Origin of the sequence: Kangiella taiwanensis (genome assembly GCF_020005165.1) — a bacterium.
Classification (GTDB): domain Bacteria; phylum Pseudomonadota; class Gammaproteobacteria; order Enterobacterales; family Kangiellaceae; genus Kangiella; species Kangiella taiwanensis.
On sequence record NZ_JAHCLT010000003.1, the window covers coordinates 451,441 to 474,260 of the forward strand.

19 protein-coding genes are annotated in these 22,820 nt (G+C 43.7%); 4 read left to right on the forward strand and 15 right to left on the reverse strand.

What is annotated here, in order from left to right:
• Window positions 1-22 precede the first annotated feature (22 nt).
• The 4 genes from KFK88_RS11240 to KFK88_RS11255 all read right to left on the reverse strand — a co-directional run bounded on the left by KFK88_RS11240 (window position 23) and on the right by KFK88_RS11255 (window position 4,396).
• Complete coding sequence (locus KFK88_RS11240; RefSeq protein WP_223579716.1) at window positions 23-535, reverse strand: GNAT family N-acetyltransferase; 513 nt, start codon at window positions 533-535, stop codon at window positions 23-25.
• Window positions 536-709: 174 nt separating this feature from the next.
• The gene (locus tag KFK88_RS11245; RefSeq protein WP_223579718.1) at window positions 710-1,801 is read right to left on the reverse strand and encodes a PepSY-associated TM helix domain-containing protein; all 1,092 of its coding nucleotides are present in this window, start codon (window positions 1,799-1,801) and stop codon (window positions 710-712) included.
• A 46-nt stretch (window positions 1,802-1,847) separates the two neighbouring features.
• Window positions 1,848-3,947, reverse strand: a complete 2,100-nt coding sequence (locus KFK88_RS11250; RefSeq protein ID WP_223579719.1) for a TonB-dependent receptor — start codon at window positions 3,945-3,947, stop codon at window positions 1,848-1,850.
• A 158-nt stretch (window positions 3,948-4,105) separates the two neighbouring features.
• Entirely contained in the window at window positions 4,106-4,396 is a 291-nt protein-coding gene (locus KFK88_RS11255; protein WP_223579720.1) for a DUF6694 family lipoprotein, read from the reverse strand.
• Between the two features lie 144 nt (window positions 4,397-4,540).
• Between KFK88_RS11255 and KFK88_RS11260 the strand changes: the two genes are divergently transcribed.
• Complete coding sequence (locus KFK88_RS11260) at window positions 4,541-5,443, forward strand: pseudouridine synthase (RefSeq protein ID WP_223579722.1); 903 nt, start codon at window positions 4,541-4,543, stop codon at window positions 5,441-5,443.
• Window positions 5,444-5,448: 5 nt separating this feature from the next.
• On the opposite strand, the gene KFK88_RS11265 is transcribed toward KFK88_RS11260, so the two are convergent.
• Window positions 5,449-6,033 carry an exopolysaccharide biosynthesis protein gene (locus tag KFK88_RS11265; RefSeq protein ID WP_223579724.1) on the reverse strand — a complete coding sequence of 195 codons (585 nt, stop codon included), beginning with the start codon at window positions 6,031-6,033 and terminating at the stop codon, window positions 5,449-5,451.
• A gap of 126 nt (window positions 6,034-6,159) precedes the next feature.
• On the opposite strand from KFK88_RS11265, the gene KFK88_RS11270 reads away from it, so the two are divergent.
• Complete coding sequence (locus KFK88_RS11270; RefSeq protein ID WP_223579726.1) at window positions 6,160-6,912, forward strand: SDR family NAD(P)-dependent oxidoreductase; 753 nt, start codon at window positions 6,160-6,162, stop codon at window positions 6,910-6,912.
• 17 nt (window positions 6,913-6,929) lie between these two features.
• Here the strand turns inward: KFK88_RS11270 and KFK88_RS11275 are convergent, their stop codons facing one another.
• Complete coding sequence (locus tag KFK88_RS11275; RefSeq protein ID WP_223579728.1) at window positions 6,930-7,562, reverse strand: flavin reductase family protein; 633 nt, start codon at window positions 7,560-7,562, stop codon at window positions 6,930-6,932.
• Between the two features lie 91 nt (window positions 7,563-7,653).
• Entirely contained in the window at window positions 7,654-9,114 is a 1,461-nt protein-coding gene (locus KFK88_RS11280) for a bifunctional 2-methylcitrate dehydratase/aconitate hydratase (protein ID WP_223579730.1), read from the reverse strand.
• Between the two features lie 176 nt (window positions 9,115-9,290).
• Between KFK88_RS11280 and KFK88_RS11285 the strand changes: the two genes are divergently transcribed.
• The gene (locus tag KFK88_RS11285; RefSeq protein ID WP_223579732.1) at window positions 9,291-10,577 is read left to right on the forward strand and encodes an NAD(P)/FAD-dependent oxidoreductase; all 1,287 of its coding nucleotides are present in this window, start codon (window positions 9,291-9,293) and stop codon (window positions 10,575-10,577) included.
• 109 nt (window positions 10,578-10,686) lie between these two features.
• On the opposite strand, the gene KFK88_RS11290 is transcribed toward KFK88_RS11285, so the two are convergent.
• The 5 genes from KFK88_RS11290 to KFK88_RS11310 form a co-directional block, all read right to left on the reverse strand.
• Window positions 10,687-12,267, reverse strand: coding sequence for a hypothetical protein (locus tag KFK88_RS11290; protein ID WP_223579734.1), 1,581 nt, complete (start codon window positions 12,265-12,267; stop codon window positions 10,687-10,689).
• Window positions 12,268-12,442: 175 nt separating this feature from the next.
• Window positions 12,443-13,501 carry a Vgb family protein gene (locus KFK88_RS11295; RefSeq protein WP_223579736.1) on the reverse strand — a complete coding sequence of 353 codons (1,059 nt, stop codon included), beginning with the start codon at window positions 13,499-13,501 and terminating at the stop codon, window positions 12,443-12,445.
• A gap of 261 nt (window positions 13,502-13,762) precedes the next feature.
• Window positions 13,763-14,476, reverse strand: coding sequence for a hypothetical protein (locus tag KFK88_RS11300; RefSeq protein WP_223579738.1), 714 nt, complete (start codon window positions 14,474-14,476; stop codon window positions 13,763-13,765).
• Between the two features lie 56 nt (window positions 14,477-14,532).
• Window positions 14,533-15,999 carry a hypothetical protein gene (locus tag KFK88_RS11305; RefSeq protein ID WP_223579741.1) on the reverse strand — a complete coding sequence of 489 codons (1,467 nt, stop codon included), beginning with the start codon at window positions 15,997-15,999 and terminating at the stop codon, window positions 14,533-14,535.
• Window positions 16,000-16,104: 105 nt separating this feature from the next.
• Entirely contained in the window at window positions 16,105-17,271 is a 1,167-nt protein-coding gene (locus KFK88_RS11310) for a dipeptidase (RefSeq protein WP_223579743.1), read from the reverse strand.
• A 134-nt stretch (window positions 17,272-17,405) separates the two neighbouring features.
• On the opposite strand from KFK88_RS11310, the gene KFK88_RS11315 reads away from it, so the two are divergent.
• Window positions 17,406-17,882, forward strand: coding sequence for a winged helix DNA-binding protein (locus KFK88_RS11315; RefSeq protein WP_223579745.1), 477 nt, complete (start codon window positions 17,406-17,408; stop codon window positions 17,880-17,882).
• 10 nt (window positions 17,883-17,892) lie between these two features.
• Here the strand turns inward: KFK88_RS11315 and KFK88_RS11320 are convergent, their stop codons facing one another.
• From KFK88_RS11320 to acnD, 3 genes are all read right to left on the reverse strand, one after another.
• Window positions 17,893-18,639 carry a hypothetical protein gene (locus KFK88_RS11320; protein ID WP_223579747.1) on the reverse strand — a complete coding sequence of 249 codons (747 nt, stop codon included), beginning with the start codon at window positions 18,637-18,639 and terminating at the stop codon, window positions 17,893-17,895.
• Window positions 18,640-18,727: 88 nt separating this feature from the next.
• Window positions 18,728-19,921, reverse strand: coding sequence for a 2-methylaconitate cis-trans isomerase PrpF (gene prpF / locus KFK88_RS11325; protein ID WP_223579749.1), 1,194 nt, complete (start codon window positions 19,919-19,921; stop codon window positions 18,728-18,730).
• A 182-nt stretch (window positions 19,922-20,103) separates the two neighbouring features.
• Window positions 20,104-22,695, reverse strand: a complete 2,592-nt coding sequence (gene acnD, locus KFK88_RS11330; protein WP_223579751.1) for a Fe/S-dependent 2-methylisocitrate dehydratase AcnD — start codon at window positions 22,693-22,695, stop codon at window positions 20,104-20,106.
• Between the last annotated feature and the right edge of the window lie 125 nt (window positions 22,696-22,820).

Here is a 22,820-nt window from a genome sequence, read left to right on the forward strand (position 1 = left end):
TACCAACAAAAAAGCGGTTTAATCAAACCGCTTTTTTCGTTAATGGCTTTTCCATAACATAGTCATCCATCACAAAGCCACCGCCAATGTCTTTTACGATCGAATCTATCGTTTCAAACCCAAGCTGTTTGTACGCAGCAATCGTACCTAAGTTAAATTTATTGACGGTTAAACGAATTGCTCTGGCCGATTGTAACTTTGCCTGTTCCACAATAAAGTCCAAAGCGCGCTTACCAATACCCTTCCCTCTAACTTCTTTTGCAACGTAAATTTTACTCAAAAACAGCGAGTCATTTTCATAGTGATAACAAAAATAGCCTACTGGGTGATTTTGTTCGTACACTAAATGGTAATTGGCACCATCTTGAATTTGACGCTTTATTGCGGGAGTACTTTGAAATTTTCCGAGCATGTAAGTCACTTGCTCGCGACCAATGATGGGGAGGTAATGTTCATGCCAAATTTTATTGGCCAACATTTCAACTAAAGAGATATCGTTATTCGATTCAACGTGATTAATTATTGTTTTTACCATGTCTAAATTTCCTGAAAGCTTTAACTAGACTAAACACAGGCTGATCATACTTGATCTAAGAAGCAGATAATGAATATCGGTGAGTTTTTTTCTAAAACGTGTAACAGTTCAATATTTAAATCTCATATCTGCATTGAACCAGATCACACTATTACTTTTTATAAAGTCGCAACTCTATTTCTCAATCTTTTTTAATCGACGCTTTTGCTTTGCAAGCTTTTGCTTAGCACGACACCACAGCCAAAACCAGAAACCACTAACTGTAACCCAAACTAAAGCAATACCACTGATAACAGCAATCGAAAAGTACATTAGACCGCCCACTTCAGCGATATGCAATGCATAGAATGTTTGTGAGATTTTAGTGCCCAATGTTTGATCACGATAATTGGTAATTTCAGATATTTGGCTCGTGTTTGGGTGGAAGCTGACATAGCTACGACCATTCGGATGCCACTCCTCAGGCTGCTTCATACGTAGTTTATCGCTGTTAACGTAAATCATTACTGGGCGCAGGTCTGGGAGAACAGTTGATACTTGTTGCAATCGAGTAGCCCAATCGCTCGGAAGGTTTTGCGCAACCTGATTTTGTTTTTCAATAATCGGTGCATAATCAACAGGCTGACGATGATGCTGTGGGAACACGGAATTTAGACCGGAATTAAACGCTTGGCTATAAATCATCGCTGTTCCAGTGAACACCAGTATGACTATTGGAATCAATAAAACCACTCCGAGGGTCCTATGAGACTGCCATAACGTTTGCCCCCAACGCTTTTTCCCAGGGCGTGAAAAGGTTATTCCTAAATCACGCTTTTGCCACTTCCCTTTCGGCCACCACTTAATCAATCCAGTGATTAAAATCAATATTGTCAGTAATCCAAAAATTCCTTGCAGTTCTTCTCCAACACCATCAAGTAATAAATGATGGTGAAACTCAACAAACCAACTGATCCAATCGCCGTACTTCGATCGCTGAACAAGCAGTTCTCCTTCGGTGGAATAATAAGCGCGATCACCTGATACTTCAATCGCCTCAACCCAAGGGTGCAAGTCCGTGGGCACAAATACATAACGAGAGTCTGGAGACATCAAGCCCGATTGAATAATGTCGATGGCCTCTTGCTGAGTGGCTTGCTTTGATTGTTCCAGCTGAGGATAGGTTAGAACTAATAAATCATTTTTATAAAGAAGTATGGTGCCAGTAATGGTGACCAATAAAAGCCAAAGGCTGAGCGCAAGGCCCAGCCATTTGTGGATTAGCATTGAAAACTTCTTCACTGGCACTTCTACTTATAGCTGAACAGCCGAGTTAGAACGCATAGCGCCAGTTCAAGCGCAACGTACGACCACGGCCTTTGAAGTTACGCCCGTCATTACCAGCAGTTTGCGCGTAGTAAGTGAAGTAATCTTCATCAAGCAGGTTTTCGACACCCAGCGTAAACTCTCCTACTGTATCAGTCATGATGTTGAGCGATGCATCTATTGTTGAATAACCTTCAAAGTTATTGATCGCTTCTGCACCACTGTAGATTTTGCGGTCGAAGAATTTATTCCACTGAAGGCGGCTATCTACCATGCCCGTCCAGTTGTGGCTCCAAAACAGATTTAAGCGACGCGGTGCAATATTACGACCACCAAGCTTGGTATCAACTTGACCGTTATCATCGCTATCAAACTCACCGTCATTATCCGCATACAAAGCACCGATACTCGCGCTTTGAGTCAATGAATATTCTGCTGAGAGTTCAAAACCATTGATTTCAGTTTTCTCGCGATTCACCTCAAAGATGCCGTCTGCATTTGGTGACAGTCGAGCGCCTAGGTCCGAGTCAGACTCGAAATAACTAGCAGACAAAGCCAGATCGTGCCCTAAATACTCGATGCCGATTTCGTTGTTTTCGGTCAACACCGGCTGCAAGTTCAAGAACGTATTCACCGATTGGTTTGGTTGGTCAATACCACGCAAAACACGTCCCACATCAGGCATACTGAAGCCTTCGGAAACGCTGATAAATCCACGCCACTCGTCAGTAAATTCGTATACCAGCCCAAAGTTCGTCAGCAACTCATTAAACGATGGCTCACCACCTTCAACGTCTTGGCTACCGTATGATGCCAACGTTGTGAAGTCATCAACGATGAGTTTACCGTATTCATATCGTAGTCCTGCGCTGAAACTCCAAGGGCCCTCGTTTAACCTCGCTTGCAAGTAAGGTGCCCAGTTTTCAAAATCCGTTTCAGGAACCCACTTACGCCCAGTTTGCGCCAACTCTTGGTAAGTGCGATCACGTAAAAAGTCTAGACCAGTCGTGATATCGATATTTGAGTCAGCAACTTCTAACCAATTCAAAGTAAGTCGCGAGCCCAGTTTATTTGAGTCATTACGTGATTGGTCATAAAGATCAGCTCCATATGCTGGATCTTGGAAAGTTCCAAAACGACCACCGCCATATAGCGCAGAAAAATCTTGTGAGAATAGCTGCCACTTTAAATCCGCTCCTAACCAATCCGCGTCACTAAAGTTCAAACTGACCGTAGTGACTTCATTCTCAGCTGGCTCGCCCTCAATATCGCCGCGAACAGACGTTGCAGGAATACCGTTTTCACGATCGCCAGTAACGGTCACGTAATCACCATTAGTCGCTAAATCATAATGATTAACCATTAACTGCAACTGCTGCTCGTTGTTAATCTGATAGATCACCTTACCAAATAGATCCTGGCTATCAGAGTCCATGGTATCGCCCTGAGTGGTGTCAACACCGACTAACTCTCCATTGCCATCAACGTACATGCCGGTTTCACGCAGGTGAACGCCCGCGACAAACTGCCACTTACCCTCACCATGAGAAACTAAATATCCGGCATCATAAGATAGGCCTTCCGACGTCTTACTCGTTGGAGCGGCAACCCCTGCGGTTACCTGGTGTTCAGTGCCAGCTTTAGCCGTTTTAGTAATAATGTTGATAATGCCACCGCTCGCCCCCAAACCTTGAATCGCGCTCGCTCCATGAATCACTTCGACGCGCTCTATCATCATTGGATCAATAGTATTTCCTGAGCGTGAACCGTTTCGTAAAGGGTTAGACTGCGGTACACCATCAATTAAGTATAACGGTGTACGCCCGCGTAAAGTTTCGCCAGAACTGGTTAGTTTCTGTCGCGAAGGGCTATAAGAAGGCAACAAATTACCTAGAATATCCGATAAAGAATTACTCACCGACAGTTGCTGACGAATCTCAGTCCCATCTATTATGGTCACCGTTGCAGGAACGGCGCTTTGCTGTAATGGCGCTCGAGTTGCAGAAACGACAAGTGTTTCTGGCTCATTGGCTTCTTCTGCGTAAGCGTTTGGGGCGGATACAGTTAGTGCTCCTAACACTGCGATAGAAAGTAGTGAATATGTCATGATGCTGCCTTTAACTCAGAAAGATGGCGCGAATGATAACAATTATCATCTGCAAATCAAGTCATATTTGCAACTAAATCAAAAGAAGGTATGGAGTGACGCAAACAAAAAAAGCGCCCTCAGGCGCTTTCTTAAATAATATCAATGAGTTAATTGTATTATTCTTTACTCATCTCAATGATTTCTTCTGCAGTTTTACCGTCAAGGGCGTCCTGAACAGCTTCCTCAGCTTTTTCTGGGTTACCCATGTTTGACATAGCAACTTTCATCGAAACAGCCATAATAGCCATACCAAATTCAGTTTTCTCAGCCTCAGTCATATCTTTAGTGATCTCTTCCATAGACTCCTGCATCGCTTGCTCGCTCGAAGCATCAATAGTCGGCGCGCCACATGCAGTTAAAAGCAAAGTCATTGCACAAGCAATTAATAAATAAGTAATTTTTTTCATAATATCGTCCTGTTGTAATCCAGAAAACATCATACCCCTAAAACCAAGAAATAGGAATATTCTTTAACATCCAAGTGATGACTTCTCTATATAACCCAATTATTGTTACAATCTTAACCCTGAAAGCGCACTGTCAACCATCACATGTCACAGGCTAGCCGCCCATCCTATATCACTCTGCCACCCTCCTCTCGGCACGCTACCGTTCTGGACTTCTTGGCTGAGAAGTTTCCCCACATCAGTTCAGAGGTATGGAAAGAACGTATGGACAACGGCAAAGTGTTTTGGCGAGAAAGCGAAGGTATCATTACGACGACAACTCCTTTCCAACAAAATAAAACGTTAGGCTATTACCGAGAAGTCCGTCAGGAACCGCAGATTCCTTTCGATGAAATCATTATTGAACATAATGATCATTTCCTCATCGCTCACAAGCCACCTTTCTTGCCCGTAATGCCCGGTGGAGCCTTCGTCAATGAGTGCTTACAGGAGCGACTCATACGCCGCACAGGCATTAACGAATTACAAGCCATACATCGCTTAGATCGTGATACCGCTGGATTAGTCATGTTCTCTACCAATCCAGAAACACGAAGTGACTACCACCAACTCTTTAGTCAGCAAACAATACACAAAGAGTACCAAGCGATTGCTAATGCCCCAGTTTCGGTTTCAATTACCGGAAAACAGTGGCATATCAAAAATTACTTAACTCGCGGCAAGCCCAAGTTTCGGTTTACTAACAGTAACGATCCCTCCCAAGGACAGTCTGCAGAATCCCTGATTGAATGCATCGAACAAAATCACCAGCAAGCTGTATTTAAACTCAGTCCCGTCACTGGTCGCACCCACCAGTTACGCTTGCACATGATGGAAATCGGTTACCCTATTCTTAACGATCGGTTTTATCCCGAGTTACAGGCTAAACAAGAAGATAGTTATCAACAGCCTCTGCAACTTTTAGCAAAAACACTAAACTTTATAGACCCTATCAGCCAAAACAAACTAACTTTTACATCCCCGCGCTCTTTAAAGCTAGCTAAATAGAGATGCTACTGCAGATAATTAATCCAAAGTAGATAAAACGAACCCACCATAATCACGCTAGCGATAGCAATCACAATTCCATCCTCAGTACTTAACCCAACAGCTGCCAAAACAATGGCAAACGCGGGTAACATGACAGCGAACGGTACCAGCTCTAAAGGAGTCATAATTAGCCCCGCCAAGGCGCACAGCAAGGCGACAAGACGCTTTACCACTCCTTCAGACAGAATCGATATTCTAGGCTTAAACCAACGGTCAATTTTATGAGTATAAGGGCAGACTTTATCAATAACTTTTCCAAGCTTTTCTTGGCTAAAGCCGATAGCTGTTAATTTATTTGGTAGCCAAGGGTGCTTTTTACCCCAAGCCATTTGAATCGCGATTAAGAAGATTAGAATACCGCATGCACTGGGTATCCCCGGAATAGCCCCTGTCGGAAACAAAGCAACCAAAGCCGGAGCTAATAAAATAGGGCCAAATCCACGATGTTCGAGATGCTCTACAACCTCTCCCAGCTCCACCTTTTCCCCAGAAGCATTGTCTTTTACAGATTCCAAAACATCAGTAATACCCATGCGCTTTTTAGACACAATCATTTCCTTACATCGAATCTACTGCGGACTATCATACTGAATTTAAAGACAAAGCAAAGCCCAGTTGCACAAGCTTTAAACTCCTTCACTTTCTCTTCACAATTGCCGAAGGATACTCTTATCATGAAAACAGCACTGATATTCGGCTCTAGCGGCGGTATAGGCCATCAATTTGTTGAGTATTGTCTTGCTCATTATGAGCATGTCTTTGCTTGCACACGCCAACCACAAAGCTTTCAAACCATAGAAGGTGATAACCAAAGCAAGTTGCATATGATGAAGCTGGATCCTAGCTCAGAAACCGAATTACAGCTGTTTTCTGAATATTTGACTGGACGCGGATTTGATATACAACTGATTATCAATGCTTGTGGTTTATTACATGATGAGTCAAGAAACATCGCCCCTGAGAAAAAGATCGAAGACTTTAATCAAAAAAACTTTGAGAACGTTATTAGTGCTAACACTCTGATTACGCCTCTAATCGCAAAGTATCTACTGCCACACTTAGAAGCAGGTGCCAAAGCACAGCAATCAACAGGAGTCTTTGCCTCGCTATCAGCTCGTGTCGGGAGTATTGGTGATAATTACCTTGGAGGATGGTACAGCTATCGCGCGAGCAAGGCTGCACTAAACCAATTGATTAAGACGTTGTCCATAGAATCCTCAAGACGATTTAAGCATTGTACAATCATCGCTATTCATCCTGGAACAACGGACACTGAGCTATCCAAACCATTTCAAGCCAACGTACCCGAAGAGAAATTGTTCACTACTCAGTACTCGGTGTCGAAAATGATGGCTGTGATTGAAGGCTTAACACTAGAGGATAATGGTAAATTTTACGCATGGGACGGCAAAGAAATTGAGTGGTGAGTATTGCATTACTCACCTTAATCAAAGCTTGGTTCTTCGCCTAGTCTAGCATAAGGAAACTCGTCCTCTTTTGATAAACGATAATACTGGTTTAAGCCACCGATACCTACGTTACTCTGGCTTTCTAAATCCAAATACCCCTTATCATTCACGGCATCATCTGGAACGATAATGTGTTCAATTTCTCCTATCATCAAACGTGTGTCATTCAATTCGATAGGCAACTGCTGACAATACCTGACGCCGATTTTTGTCGTCGCCTCTTTGACGTATGGCGCTTTAAAGCCATCCACATACTCTTCGGTAAAGCCACACTGACTAAACTCAGAAACTGATTCTGGAAACTTTGTAGAAGTGTAGTGAGCATTTTTAATATGACTCGCTGGCACATGATTCACTGTAAAATAACGATTCTCAAGGATATTTTCATAGGTATGGCGAGGAACTTCGCCAGTAGGCCGAGTAATAAAACCAATCAAAGCGGGATCACTTCCGAGGTGAACCACAGAACTAAAAATGGCTAGGTTACTCTGGCCCTTCGAGTTCACTGTACCAATCAGGTTAGCAGGCTTCACGCCTGTGATGCTATTAATTAAGTTGAGTCGGTACTTTCGTTCCAACTGCGCAATATCGTTTACTGATAAGTTCATTCAATGTCTCCTGTTATTAAGTCAAATATGACATAGACAGGGTCAATATTGAGTGAAACCTCAGTACTTAAAGCTTACAAATACAAAAGCTCTAAATCACCAGTAAATTCATAAACTCATTAACCGGAGTATTCATCAACGCTTCTTCATCCAGACACAGATCAATAATTTCTTCGCCGTGTCTTTTAGAAAAGCGTGTATAAACATTCTTTTTAAACTTTTCGATTAAGACAGGAATCCCCTCTTCCCTACGTCTTCTATGACCGAGCGGGTATTCAACGGTAACTTTATCGGTAGAGCTGCCGTCTTTAAAAAACACTTGAACCGCGTTAGCAATGCTGCGCTTGCTCGGCTCATGATAATCCTTTGACCAGTCTTTGTTTTCTTGCAGCGTCATCTTGTCACGCAATGCATCGATTCTCGAATCTTGGGCGACATCATCTTCATAATAATCAGCGTTAAGTTCGCCAAACAATAAACCACACGCCACCATATACTGAATACAATGATCGCGATCCGCTGGATTGTGTAACTCACCCTCTTTGGAAATAATTCGTATCGCAGACTCATGCGTGGTCAGTTCAATTCGTTCAATGTCATCCAATTTATCAGCAACACTATCGTGTAACTCGATAGCTGCTTCGACTGCGGTTTGACCGTGAAACTCTGCCGGATAGGAAATCTTAAACAAAATATTTTCCATCACGTAAGAACCGAAGTCGCGCTGAAAACTGAACGGCTTGCCGTTAAACGACACATCATAAAAGCCCCAAGTTTTAGCGCTTAACGCACTTGGGTAGCCCATCTCACCCGTCAGTGTCATCATCGCCAATCGCACAGCACGCGACGTCGCATCGCCCGCAGCCCACGACTTACGCGAGCCTGTGTTTGGCGTGTGGCGATACGTTCGAAGCGACTGTCCATCAACAAAAGCTTGTGACACCGCATCGATAATGTCATCGCGGCTACCACCCATCATTTGCGTCACGACTGCCGTTGAAGCAACTTTGACTAGAATCACGTGATCCAAACCGACTCGATTAAAACTATTATCCAGCGCCAACACACCCTGAATTTCATGCGCTTTAACCATGGCTTCTAAAACGGTTTTCATGGTCAGTGGCGCGTAACCTTCAGCAATCGACTGGCGACTTAAAAAATCAGCAATCGCTAAAATACCACCAAGGTTATCCGAGGGGTGCCCCCACTCCGCCGCCAACCAAGTATCGTTGTAATCAAGCCAGCGAATCATGCAGCCAATATCAAAGGCCGCTTTAACAGGGTCCATTTCGAATTGTGTTCCAGGCACTCGCGCACCGTTTGGCACAACTGTCCCGAGCGCCAGCGGACCAAGATGTTTTGTGCACTCAGGGTATCGCAAAGCTAGCAAGCCACACCCCAGCGTATCCATCAAGCAGTACCGAGCTGTGGTCATTGCCTCACTGCTTTCGACCGTATAATCCGCAACATACTCTGCAATGCGAACCAACTCTGCATCAGGTTCTGGGCGCACGTTCGACTCAACAGTTTTCGACTCACCTTTACTCGACATGGTAACTCCTTGCTCTTGATGAATGCTATTCATTCACCATAAACAGACGTAGCGCCTATCTCAAGCAACAAATGTTAAGTTTTAAAAAGTCACCCGGTCATCAACGTGAAATAAACTTTCCCTCTGTTTAAAAATCAGACACAATGATGCTCATAAAATAAACAACGAATCATGACATGAGCGCTCTTTATCCCGACACCTATTACGCTGCAACTAGAAATCAAACCATCACCAGCGACGAGTTTGTCGACAATCAAGAAGTCGAAACCTGTATCGTCGGCGGTGGTTACGCGGGACTAATGACAGCCTTAGGCTTAGTTGAGCGCGGACACACCAATATCGCCATTGTCGATAAACACGGAATCGGCTATGGGTGCTCTGGCCGTAATGGTGGCTTGGTTTTTGCGGGATATTCGTTAGGCGCGAAAGCACTCGTTAAACAAGTGGGGCTTGAGCAAGCAAAAGTGCTGTATCAATTTACTCAAGCCGCGGTCAGTCTTATTCGCCGACGTGTCGTTCAATACACCATCAACTGCGATTTAGTGGATAAAGGCGCGCTGTGGGCAAACTGGTTCAAAGATCAGTCGATGCTGCACGATGAGCAAACGTTTATGCGCGACACCATTGGCGTTAAGTGGGACTACATCCCACCAGAAGAATTAAGCGGCATGTTGAAAAGCGACCAGTATCACGGTGCTTTATTTGAACCGAACGCGATGCACTTCCACCCGCTTAACTACGCACTCGGAATTGCTAAAGAACTACAGAAACAAGGTGTCAAAATACACCAAGAATGCGAAGTTCTCGATATCGATTACCAAAGCGCCACCAAGCAAATCAAAACTTCGCAAGGCACCATTAAAGCTAAAAATATCGTCGTTGCTGGCGGCGGCTATATTGGTGATTTGTTTAAACCGGTGTCCAGTTCGATTTTACCTATCGCCACTTACGTTATGACCACAGAACCACTCGGCGAGCGGCTTTTAGACGCCATTCAAACACCATCAGCCGTGTACGATACACGGTTCGCTTTCGACTACTACAGACCGCTTAGAGATTCCCGAATACTGTGGGGCGGTCGAATTCATGCGCGTAAAGCCAAGCCTAAAGATTTAAACCACATGCTCAAGCGTGACATGCTCAAAGTGTTTCCGCAGCTTGAAGGCGTCAAAGTTGATTACGACTGGCATGGCTGGATGGCTTACGCTAGACATCAGATGGCACAAATTGGTGAAGTCGCACCAAACGTTTGGTACAACACAGGATTTGGTGGACACGGCGTAGCGCCGACTACCGCGGCGGGTGAAATCGTTGCCGCCGCGATTACTGGCGAAAATGATCACTACAAACGCTTTCAACCTTGGGGCTTACCATGGAATGGCGGCGTGTTTGGCCCCAGCGCAGCACAACTCAGTTACTGGTGGTATCAACTTAAAGACTGGTGGAAAGAAAAGCTGGAGTAAATCTACACGCTACTCAAATGGCTTGACTGATAAATGGTCAACATAAGTTTTGTCATTCCCGCGAAAGCGGGAATCTTATTTTGCTAACTTGCAGGAATGACAGTTTTATTTACTCTGAATCATCAACCGCGCGATCAGGAATAATCCACAAATAATCCGTTAGCGTTAACCCTTTCAAGCATTCGCTCTCAGGTGTTAAATCATCCAACAACCCTGGGCAATCAGGATTTTGATAACTCGCCGTTCCAGCAGTCTTACCCGTAGGCCAGCCCGCTCGTACATGACAGTTACGACAACTGGTAGCGATAGGATGAATCACCCCTTCGATATAAGGATTCACCGCGATATCCACCTTACCATCAGCATTCGCTGGCACAGCATACGAATCCGTCAATAAATAATGGTCCCACGGCCCTTGCGCTTGCGGTAGTTCTGGACGATTTTCAGCATAAATACCTTCGTCTGGAGTATCTGACCACCAAACGCTCTGTAACGTCCAGCTCGGCAACTCTTTGGTATTCACGTGCATGGCAATCGTCACCAAATAATCACCCACACCAATCGGCTGATTGTTTGCCCAGTAGCTTGCAGAAGTCAGCACGGCTTTATCTGCCTCATCGAAAGAATCCCAATCCGCTTGAGTAATTTTGTGGTAGTAAAAACTCTCTAAGCCATAAACTGGTGCATTCGCTGTAACGGTTGGTAATTCTGTTTTGCCAGAATTATCTTTGACCCAATACAAAAACGATACCTCGGCCTGCTGCCCAACTTTCTCGCCACTCGGATCAACCGCAACCAAAGTATCCCACTTTTCATAACCCGCGTATCCCGTAAAAGTCACAGGGAAATTATCCTTCCAAACAGGAATACCGGTTAAGCCTTCGGCTTTAACTGGCCAATACATATGCTTAGTCACAATCCACTCAGGACTTAAGTCCAACATCGCCACACCGTCTTGGTGTTTTTTGTTCAAAGTCGATTGTAAGTACAACTTATCATCGCGAATCTCGTCCATCGCCATACGGCTCAATGACTCTGTCGGAATCAAAATATCACCATTATTCAAAAAATGAGTGCCATCACAGGAAATCGAATTTCCCTTACTGTCCTTACAGATCCCTTGTGGAAAGTTTTGAATGACCTGTTGCGGCAAGTCATAGACTGGCGCAGGCGTATCCACGTCTGGTGCATTCTCTAGGTTTTTTTGAATAACCGATGAGTGACTTTTCTTGGATTTGATTTGATTCTTTTTGGCAACCTTTTTATCGCCAACGGGCTTTGGCGTAGTATCTTTAAACGCTGCCTTAGTGTTCGGCCAGCTATACCACAGTGGCCAACCTAGCTCTTCTGAAGGCTGCATAATACCTGCCCACAAACTCCAAGCATGTTGACGAATGACTGCACGATTGCCCTGATCCGTAGCTTCCTGTAGCGCCTTTAAATCCTCCATGTAACCGTAACCATCTGGAAACGGTATATAGTGACTGCCTGAAACCGTCTCTTCTTCAATCTCGACTTTGACCTTTTGAGTTGTCAACGTCTCCGTATCACCATTTTTTGTCGTTATGGTTTCAGTAGTCGTTTGTTCAGAAATGCTCTCTTCCGAGATGGTGGTGTTAGTCTCTTCTTTATTTCCTTGCTCGCATGCGATTAAAACAAAACACGCGACCATCATGCTGAATCTCAACATAGTCCCCTCCGCTATAATAATAGTTCCTAACCACTCTGTAGCTTAATTGCCACAAAGCAAGGATCCCCAGATCCTTGCTTTATCTTCTACGAAAGGGAGAATGAGTCAAGCAAATTGTTAATGCATATATGCTTTAAAAACAAAAGGTTATGTAAACTTTATTGACAGGAGATCGCTATTGCTTAGGTTTAGAGTTGGGCTTACCCTTAACAATAAACCCAGTATCGACACCAAACCAAAATTCGTTTTTGGCTTCGTCATAATACATGTGACGCACTGAGCCACCGCTCTCAACAATCGTTTTACTGACAAACGCTTTTGAGTCCGTGTCAAAACCCAGCATCACGTTAGGGTAAGGCCCAGTTTCCGCAAACCAAATATGCCCTTCGCTATCCAAGACCGTGCCGTAAGGCTGACTGTCATGACCGTTTGGCGATAACCACTCCGTAAATTTTTCAGTTTCAGGGTTATACTGCCCTAAATAGCCGCGGTTAAAGTCTACATACCACACCGAGTCATCAGAGGTGACTTCCAAGCGACGCGGGCGCGCCTTTTCGCGAGGAATATCGACCTCTTTCAACACCATCGTTTTCGGATCAACCGTCGCCAGTTTATTGGTGCCGACCATCACCACCCAAGGCTCGCCTTTTGAATTCAGCTTAATGCCATAAGGACGCGAACCTTTTTCCGTGCCTTTTACAAAACGCACTTCGCCCGACTCAACATCTAAGTACCCAATCACGTTCGAATGTTGTGCAGTAAACCAAATGTTTTCATCCTTATCGAAAATCAAGGTATGAGGATCTTTAATCGCTTGCGGCATTGAGAACTGCTCAATATCACCAGTCTCAGGATCGATTCTACCGATATGAGCATTTTGATTACCCGCATACCAAACGCCACCATCGCTGGCCACGATTAAATTATGCGGATGAGAACCGTCTGGAACCGAAAACTGCTTCATTTCCCCAGTCTCTGGATTCAAACGAGCAATATAATTCCCCGCCTGCCCACAAAACCACACCATACCATCAGGCGCCACCGCAGGATCACGCGGACGACCGCCCCACTCGACTTCAAAAGGCTCGAATTCTAATAGTGACGGTAAAGACGAACTGTCTTCAGCTGAAGGCATTTCAGTTTCGGAAGCACCAGCCACCGAACTCAAAGCCAAACTTGATACAAACAGCAGCGAAGAAACCACCGCAGGAAAAACTAAATAACGACGAAACATACTGACTCCATGGTTAAAAAGCTTAGAGCCAGTATAGGGATTTAGCTATTAAGTAGCAAAGCGCCACTTAACAAACTTGAAGTTTACCAATAGTTAGAAATGACAACTCCACGTAGCCTCGATTAACTTCAGCGTAATCGAGGTTCCCTTCTACTTAAAACCTCGAAGTCTCTTCGAGGCTACGCCCTCTAAAGCGCTGTCATCCTGAACTAGATTCAGGATCCAGCGAGCTTATAGACAAATGGCGCGTCACGACGCACCCTACTCTTTTAAGTTTTCCTTAAACTGATGAACAATACGATGACCATTTAACTCAATAGTCTCAGTCTGACCATTGTAGATACTAATCCTTGAAGAACTTCTGCCCACTATCATCCCAGATAACACTAACTCAGAACCGTCATAAACAAAAGTACAATCGTGTTTGGTATTTGGAATTTCAGGTTTACAGGCTGTATAACTCGCCTTTTTAGTATCTACAGAGTATTTAGCAAACCGATATCCAACTAAGCTAATAGTAGAAGCGACTAGTGCGATATAAACAATAATAGCAAAAGTAGTAGTCAAAATACCTGCTGTAAGCATAGGCAGAACAGTATATTCAAATTTTTTATTCTTTAGATTTCTCCGAAACCACAGCCTAATTTTATTTTTGTGGTCTTTTTCTTTAGGAGATCTAACAGCATTATCAAAGAAAATATAGACAGTGATAAAAACAACCAATAAAACAAGTGTAATCACATAAAACTGCCAGCTCCTATCAATCAGCCATAAAAAGCTCAGTAGAATAAACTCACCAGCCTTTTGCACTCCAAGAGCAATATATTCATGAAAAGAAGCACTAGAAATTGCTTGGTCTACGCCAAACTCACTATAAAACGTATGTGAATACTGCCAACCCACAAGGTAAAAGTAAGGAGCAATCATCCCTGCAAGAATTACCAACCAACGCTTAGTCCACTTTTTTTTTATCAAAGCAATATCCTTTTAAGCATTATAAATGTACTCTGCCCTCCATTTGTTTTTTTCATTTATTTAGACTTTGCATTAGAAGCTGAGGCCTTATTATCTGATGCATCTATTAATACTAATCTCTTACTCTCCTTTAAGCCAAGATCCTTAAGAATTTTACGAACTCTGGTAAACTCTTTATCGTTAAAATAAATAATCACTTTTATAGACTGCTTTGTATTATTTGCATCTTCGTAAATCGCCACTTGGTTTTCCAAATTCTGCTTTAACTTAGTATTTTTTGCTAATTTAAACTCTACTAGGGTGGCATCATTAGAGCCCCTTGAGATTTTATAGTCTACAGGCCCCCTACCATTATTGACTTCACTATTAACATCATCTTTAGAAGCATACCAAGTTAGTCTGAACATAATTTGTAGGTCTGATTCTCTATGAATTGGCTCCCCACTAACATAAAACATTCGATATCCATCATTATTTTCTATAACCTGCTTAAGGTACATTACTCTACTGTAAGCTTCTTCAAAAGTATTTGTTCCTTTTTCATAAAACGCGGTATTCTTATTTAAGAGTTCAGAAAAGCTTTTTACTTCTCTAATAAATCTTTGCTCAGCCTGCGATACTTTTTGATCACTTATGTTTTTCGCCTTATCTGCATTAACTTCTTTATAAAGAATATAATAATCGATGAGCTCTGGAAATTTTCTTAAAGTTCTTATAACACCATCTTTGATTTCTTTATTAGTAGCTTCGGCAAGGGGCAATTGTCGCAGTAGATACTCGTTCATATTCGAACGTAACTGCTCGTTAGGAACAGTTTCAATAATTTCATCAAAGTCACCCACGATATCGTTCTTACTAATCCATGAATCATCTTTTGTAAGAATATCCTTAGGTGTTAAAAGTACGTAATCTCCATCTATATAAGGCAATAAGAACTCTTTATGTTTCCACCTTCTCAACTTATAGTCAAAGATACAATGAGCAACTTTTTTACGTTTTAAGAGCTTTGAATCGATATGTTTTTTTGCAAACTTTTCCGTATAACTACATAAAAAATCCTTCATTAAGTTAGTCGTAAAATCACTTATACTATCTTTACCTATCCCAGCTCGAATGAGACATAGCTTTTCAAGATGACTCGACTTAGTAATACTTTCATTTCCAAAGCTTGTGAAAATCGTATTTAAGCTTTCATGTAATGATCTAGCGAACTTCAAACCTAAACCAGATCCTCCATTGCCAACTAAACTGTATCCAAGCCAGTTTTGCTTTACTTCAGGAAACATATACCAACTTTTAAGCAATCCCTTATCTATCTCTCTCCCCTGAGAAATTTCCCTTAAAAAAGACAAATAGTCGATCATATTTTTGTGTATCTCTTGATAGCTTTGTTTATCGCTGCTAAATAAGAGGAAGGGGTCTATGAATAACGGGACATCATTAATCAAAGAAATATTAAAAGCACCATATTCATCTAATACTTCACTATTGACGTTAAAATAATCAGAAAAGTATATTTTCATTGTCTGTCCTTGAAATTTTATTTTGTGAACTATCGCACAAAAAAAGCCACAAGACAAATGTGGCCTCAATGCAAATATGACTTACATATCAGCTTTTTAGGGAAGTTATTTCCACACTTCCTTCATCAAGTTGTATGCGTTTAAACCCAAGACTTTTTCAATACGAGTACTGCTGTGGCCTCTATCCGCTAACTTATTGGCGAGTTTGTAGAATTGGTCGGGGCCTACAATATCTGGCATAAAGTTTAGGTTGCCGATCTTTTCGCCTGCAGCTGCAGCGCCGTTGTCTAAACGGTGTTGCGTCATTTTGTCAGTGCTTTGTTGGACTTTTTCCATGTCGTCGATTCCTGTGTAACCACCATCGGTGCCAATCGAAACATGGTCTTCGCCACAGACGTTTATCGCGTGTTCGATATGTGCGACAAGGTGATCCGAGTTGGCTTTGCTGTTGGGCGCTAAGAACGGCATAAAGTAGACGCCGAACAAACCACCTCTGTCCGCGAGCAGTCGTAATTCTTTGTCAGTTTTGTTTCGCGGGAAGTCTGCTAACGCACGACAACCACTATGGCTAATGGTTACAGGCGCTTTACTCGCGGCTAATGCTTCTAGGCAAGTTCGTTCTCCGCTGTGACTTAAATCGATAAGTACATTCGACTCGTTCATCTTTTCAACGACCTTGTGGCCAAACTCAGTCAGTGGCAAGCGTGGATTGGTATTCGCCCCGCCACCGATCTGATTCTGGCCGTTATAGGTTAACTGCATGGTTAAGACGCCAAGGTGCTTAAAGGTATCAATATGATCGAGGTTATCGCCAATGACGTGGCTGTTTTGAAATCCTAAGGTCACCGCGACTTTATTGTCTTTTTGCGCCTGCTCAATGTCGTTAAAGGTTCTAACAAGCGTCAGCACGTCTGAATTGGCATCTATCAGTTTTTGGTGCTGACTTAAAATCGTTACCGCCTGCTCGAAAGCATCATCCCCTGGATACGCAGGAAAAGGCGCGCCTGTGGTCTGTCGATAACAGCTTAATCCACTCGCCAATACATCCCTTCGCAAGCGCTCCGTCATGCGCCAGTTGTCTTGAATACCGCCTGTTGGGTCGTTGATGTCATACAACACACCTAAGCCATCAAACACAAACCAATCGTTGTATTGCTCGCGACTGATGCGCGTAGCACTTGATGTAGATGCAAACGCCCCACCAGAGCTAAGATTTACGCCAACTGCCGCAGCGGCTAGCGCCGTATTCGTCATAAAAGTGCGTCTATTCATGGTTTCGTCCTTAATGGAGGTTAACTGTCTATTGCTACAATCTACTGCTACAAGCAACAACATTGCAACATATTGCGCAACATGTTACATTTGTTTTTGCAATTAAGTCAACTTTATAGAATTTGAGCTAGAGTATGTATTCAAAAGACGGCATAAACGGTAAGGCGCTATTAGGCAAACGAGCGGAAGATCTCAGTAACCTCATCGAAGAACAAAGCCAGCCCATATTCGACAGCTTAGGCATTATCGTTCCAATTAAGTCCTGCTCCACCCTACTCAGCCTATTCGAGCTACAACAAGCCTCCGTCACCGATCTCGCGCGTCAACTCGACCAATCACACCAATTGGTCAAACAAAAGCTACCAAAACTTCTAAAGCTCGAGGTTATACAACAATCTCCAGACAAAGAAGACAAAAGACGCACCCTCTACTCGCTAACGCCCGAAGGCTTAGTCCAAAGTAAAAAGATTAAAGAGTACTTAATGCTATCGGAAAAGCTCGTCGACAGCATTTCAAAAGACATCGGCGTCGATATCTTCGACGCCATTGATAACGCGATAAAAGCTATGAAAGAAAGAAGTTTGCTGGATAGGTTTAACAACTCCCTATAGACTCAATAACCTATTCCGCTGGTTGTATAGCTTTCTGACTACCTTTTCCTGCAGATAATAATTCATCAATTAGCTTAGGTACGCGAGCATAAAAACTGAGCTTACTAAGCTCTTGATCCGATAAATGCCGATTATCATCCATATAGATAATATTCGTTTGGACCATCACTTCCTCCAGGCTAGTTACCTTTACAATTTTCTTATCAGTGGAGAGGTAATAAGTTGTTGGATAACTGATATTCCTAACACCTGAAATAAGTTCCCCATACCCACCATCTAAATCAGTTGTATTATCATCGGTTACGCTAATTACAGTAATATTGTCATTAAACGGGCCATATAGCTTTGGAAATTTTTGTTCCATCATGCTTGATGCGTACGGTGCTTGTTTATGTAAAACAATAAACTTAATTTCATCGGAGTACTTCTCAGCCATATCATTGATGTATTCTTTTTCCCTAAGAGACTGCCCCAAAGAATCTGAAAAAGTATGTAAATATATTGGCTTCTTAATTGTACTCAGATCAATTTTTTTACTGCCAGACGCTATGACAAGAGGAGAAAAAGTATCCCCTATAACTCTTTTGTCGAAACACTCCTGTACCGGGTTAGAAGTATAGTTAATTTTAAAGGTCTTTTTAGAGGCTTCATGAACCTCCGTTATACACTCTGATATCTTTTCGGAATATGGAGGTTCTTCGACACAAGCAGTTAACAACCATGAGCCAACAATTAAGGCTGCGATTTTCTTTATCATTACATTTCCTTATTACAATAGACAAAACAACTCGCAGCAACTTTTGGTTAGAAACTCGCTTAGAGTTATACTTTATTAATTACAGTTTTTAGTTATCTCCTGGCACTCGTACCCAGCCTTCCATCAGGATTCTAGCGCTACGACTCATAAAGACTTTTTTAGCTATCCATTGGCCGTTTTGTAGTTCAGTTTCAGCACCGACTTTTAAGGTACCTGATGGATGTCCAAAGACGACACTTTGACGATCGCCGCCACCAGCGGCTAAGTTCACCACTGTGCCCGGAATCGTGGAAGCTGTTGCTATCGCGACGGCAGCTGTACCCATCATGGCGTGGTGGAGCTTACCCATGGACAAGGCGCGTACATTGAGATCGATATCGCTGGCGCTGATGTTTTTACCGCTAGAGGACACGTAGTCTGTTGGCGGTGCGACAAACGCAACTTTGGGCGTGTGCTGACGGTTAGCGGCCTCTTCGATGTTTTCGATAAGGCCCATCTTCACTGCCCCATGCGCTCGAATCGTTTCAAACATTTCTAAAGCTGCGTCGTCGTTGTTAATGGCTTCCTGTAACTCGGTGCCGTTATAGGTTTTGCCATTAAAGTTAATTTCGTCAGCGTTTAAGAAAATCGTTGGAATACCCGCGGTAATCATAGTTGCTTTGAAGGTACCAATGTTTGGCACTTCTAAGTCATCAATTAGGTTACCCGTTGGAAACATTGAACCTTCACCAGCTGGGTCGAGAAAGTCGACCTGTACTTCTGCTGCTGGAAACGTCACGCCATCAAGAATAAAGTCACCAGTTTCTTGTACCTGACCATTGGTGATCGGCACGTGTGCAATAATAGTTTTCTCAATATTAGCCTGCCAAATACGAACTTCGGCATGACCATTTTCAGGAATACGCTCAGGATCGACAAGACCACTATTAATGGCGAACGAACCCACCGCTGCGGTTAAGTTGCCGCAGTTACCACTCCAATCAATGAAAGGCTTGTCGATTGAAACCTGACCGAATAAATAATCCACATCATGATCCGCGATATCGCTTTTCGACAAGATCACTGTTTTGCTGGTACTCGACGTTGCGCCACCCATGCCGTCAGTATGTTTACCGTAAGGATCAGGACTTCCCACCACACGTAATAACAAGGCATCCCGCGCTGGCCCCGGAACCTGCGCCTCTTCTGGCAAGTCGGTTAGGTTAAAGAAAGCACCTTTACTGGTTCCGCCACGCATGTAAGTGGCTGGGATCTTGATCTGTGGAGGAAATGTTTTTGACATGGTTTTGCCTTTTGTTCTTGTCATGCTGCGGTTTAATTGCAGATTACTGCTAATTGGAAAATTCGCTTATAACTCAAATGTTAATTCAGAAGCAGTAAATTTTATTTGCTAGGAAGGCAGGAGCGCGCAATGTATAAACATACATGAGCACTCCGAACACACCTAGCGATTAAAATAAACGCTTATGAATTTGCATTTAAGAAGTCTTGCGCAAAGCGTTGCAACACACCGCCAGCGGAATAGATAGAAACTTCTTCAGCGGTATCTAAGCGACAAATCATTGGCACTTCTACACGCTCGCCGTCTTTGCGCTTAATAACCAACGTCATGGTCGCGCCTGGTGCAATTTCGCCTTCGACGTCATAAGTTTCAGTGCCGTCGATATTTAGCGTTTTACGGGTTGTGCCTTCTTCGAACTGAAGCGGTAACACGCCCATGCCAATTAAGTTAGTACGGTGAATACGCTCGAAACCTTCTGCTGCAATAACTTGCACACCCGCTAGACGAACACCTTTCGCCGCCCAGTCACGAGAAGATCCTTGACCATAATCAGCACCAGCCACAATGATTAGCGGTTGCTTGCGCTCCATGTAGGTTTCAATCGTTTCCCACATGCGCATTTCTTTGCCTTCCGGCTCAAGGCGCGCCAATGACCCTTGCTTCACTTCACCGTTTTCATCACGAACCATTTCGTTTAACAACTTTGGATTAGCGAATGTCGCGCGCTGTGCTGTTAAGTGATCACCACGGTGCGTTGCATAAGAGTTGTAGTCCTCTTCTGGAACGCCCATCGAATCAAGGTAGGCACCAGCAGCACTCGATTTTTGAATGGCATTCGATGGCGATAAGTGATCCGTCGTGATGTTATCACCCAAAACTGCCAGCGGGCGCATGTCTTTCATGCTGCGTTCGCCAGCCAACGCACCTTCCCAATAAGGAGGACGGCGGATATAAGTACTCATTGGGCGCCAGTCATACAATGGGTCGGTCTTATCACCCATGTCCACTTCAACGTTAAACATTGGTTCATAAACGTCACGGAATTGCTGTGGCTTGACGCTTTCCGAAATGATTGAATCAATTTCTTCATCCGTCGGCCAGATGTCTTTCAAAGTTACGGGATTACCGTCTTGGTCAGTACCGAGTACACCTTTCTCAATATCAAAACGAATCGTACCGGCGATAGCATAAGCCACAACTAATGGCGGCGATGCGAGGAACGCTTGATCCGCGTGCGGGTGGATACGACCGTCAAAGTTACGGTTACCTGATAGTACCGCTGTTGAATATAAGTTTCTTTCTTCGATTTCTTGCTTAATTTTAGGATCTAACGCGCCGCTCATGCCGTTGCACGACGTACACGCATAACCGACGACACCAAAGCCTAACTTTTCCATTTCAGGCAGTAAGTTTGACTCTTCGAGATAAGCCGTGACAGCTTTTGAGCCAGGTGCCAACGATGTTTTCACCCACGGCTTACGCGTTAAGCCAAGTTTATTAGCATTACGCGCAATAATACCTGCGGCAATCATGTTGCGAGGGTTACTGGTATTAGTACAACTCGTAATAGCTGCAATAATACAAGCGCCGTCCGGCATTTTGCCTTCTTCGATCTCGTAATCTTTTACGATGCCCTTCTCGGCTAAATCTGTTGTTGAAACACGCGCGTGAGGATTCGATGGCCCCGCCAAATTTCGACCTACTGATGATAAATCAAACGTTAATACACGCTCGTACTCAGCATCTTTCAAGCCATCTGCCCAAAGACCTGTTTCTTTGGCATATTGCTCAACTAATTTAACTTGCTCGTCATCACGACCAGTTAGCTTTAAATAATCAATGGTCTGCTCGTCGATGTAGAACATACCCGCAGTCGCACCATATTCTGGCGTCATGTTCGAAATCGTCGCGCGGTCGCCCAGTGTTAAGTGCGATGCGCCTTCGCCAAAGAACTCTAAGTAGGCTGAAACTACACGCTCGTTACGTAAGAACTCGGTAATCGCCAATACAATATCAGTACCGGTAATGCCTGGTTGCGGCTTGCCCGTTAGCTCTACGCCCACGATGTCAGGAAGACGCATGTAAGACGCACGGCCCAGCATGACGCTTTCAGCTTCTAGGCCACCAACACCTACAGCAATAACACCTAGAGCATCAACCATTGGCGTGTGACTATCGGTGCCTACAAGCGTATCAGGAAAAGCCACGCCATCACGTGCCTGAATCACTGGCGACATACGCTCCAAGTTGATCTGGTGCATAATACCGTTGCCTGGTGGAACCACGTTGACGTTCTTAAACGCTGTTTTACACCAGTTAATAAAGTGGAAGCGGTCTTCGTTACGACGTTCTTCAATCGCTCGGTTCTTTTCGAAAGCATCTTTCTCAAAACCGCCATGCTCAACGGCTAACGAGTGATCCACGATCAATTGTGTCGGAACCACAGGGTTCACTTGCGCCGGATCACCACCACCTTCAGCGATAGCATCACGCAAACCCGCTAAATCAACAAACGCCGTTTGACCAAGAATATCGTGACAAACTACACGCGCTGGAAACCATGGGAAATCCAAATCACGCTTTCGCTCGATAAGCTGCTTCAAACTCGCCGTCAATGACTCAGGATCACAGCGACGAACCAAGTTCTCAGCAAGAACTTTAGACGTGTATGGAAGTTTATCGTAAGCACCTTCTTGGATGTCCTCAACCGCTTGACGCGTATCGAAATAATCTAAGTCAGAACCTTCTAGTTTCTTTCTGTAGTTTGTATTCATTATTTAATCTTTGGTCTCTTTTGCATTTGTAGTGCCTTAACGCATAGCACTAAATTTTTTCTTGTCACTTCCACTAAACCGGGAATCTTTCATAGTAGCTGATTTAGAGATTCCCGCCTTCGCGG

Bases quoted from the DNA above. Each gene is read 5' to 3' on its own strand.
- KFK88_RS11240 (WP_223579716.1), bottom strand. From the start codon at position 535: ATGGTAAAAACAATAATTAATCACGTTGAATCGAATAACGATATCTCT.
- KFK88_RS11245 (WP_223579718.1), bottom strand. From the start codon at position 1,801: ATGCTAATCCACAAATGGCTGGGCCTTGCGCTCAGCCTTTGGCTTTTA.
- KFK88_RS11250 (WP_223579719.1), bottom strand. From the start codon at position 3,947: ATGACATATTCACTACTTTCTATCGCAGTGTTAGGAGCACTAACTGTA.
- KFK88_RS11255 (WP_223579720.1), bottom strand. From the start codon at position 4,396: ATGAAAAAAATTACTTATTTATTAATTGCTTGTGCAATGACTTTGCTT.
- KFK88_RS11260 (WP_223579722.1), top strand. From the start codon at position 4,541: ATGTCACAGGCTAGCCGCCCATCCTATATCACTCTGCCACCCTCCTCT.
- KFK88_RS11270 (WP_223579726.1), top strand. From the start codon at position 6,160: ATGAAAACAGCACTGATATTCGGCTCTAGCGGCGGTATAGGCCATCAA.
- KFK88_RS11275 (WP_223579728.1), bottom strand. From the start codon at position 7,562: ATGAACTTATCAGTAAACGATATTGCGCAGTTGGAACGAAAGTACCGA.
- KFK88_RS11280 (WP_223579730.1), bottom strand. From the start codon at position 9,114: ATGTCGAGTAAAGGTGAGTCGAAAACTGTTGAGTCGAACGTGCGCCCA.
- KFK88_RS11285 (WP_223579732.1), top strand. From the start codon at position 9,291: ATGAGCGCTCTTTATCCCGACACCTATTACGCTGCAACTAGAAATCAA.
- KFK88_RS11290 (WP_223579734.1), bottom strand. From the start codon at position 12,267: ATGTTGAGATTCAGCATGATGGTCGCGTGTTTTGTTTTAATCGCATGC.
- KFK88_RS11295 (WP_223579736.1), bottom strand. From the start codon at position 13,501: ATGTTTCGTCGTTATTTAGTTTTTCCTGCGGTGGTTTCTTCGCTGCTG.
- KFK88_RS11305 (WP_223579741.1), bottom strand. From the start codon at position 15,999: ATGAAAATATACTTTTCTGATTATTTTAACGTCAATAGTGAAGTATTA.
- KFK88_RS11310 (WP_223579743.1), bottom strand. From the start codon at position 17,271: ATGAATAGACGCACTTTTATGACGAATACGGCGCTAGCCGCTGCGGCA.
- KFK88_RS11315 (WP_223579745.1), top strand. From the start codon at position 17,406: ATGTATTCAAAAGACGGCATAAACGGTAAGGCGCTATTAGGCAAACGA.
- KFK88_RS11320 (WP_223579747.1), bottom strand. From the start codon at position 18,639: ATGATAAAGAAAATCGCAGCCTTAATTGTTGGCTCATGGTTGTTAACT.
- prpF (WP_223579749.1), bottom strand. From the start codon at position 19,921: ATGTCAAAAACATTTCCTCCACAGATCAAGATCCCAGCCACTTACATG.
- acnD (WP_223579751.1), bottom strand. From the start codon at position 22,695: ATGAATACAAACTACAGAAAGAAACTAGAAGGTTCTGACTTAGATTAT.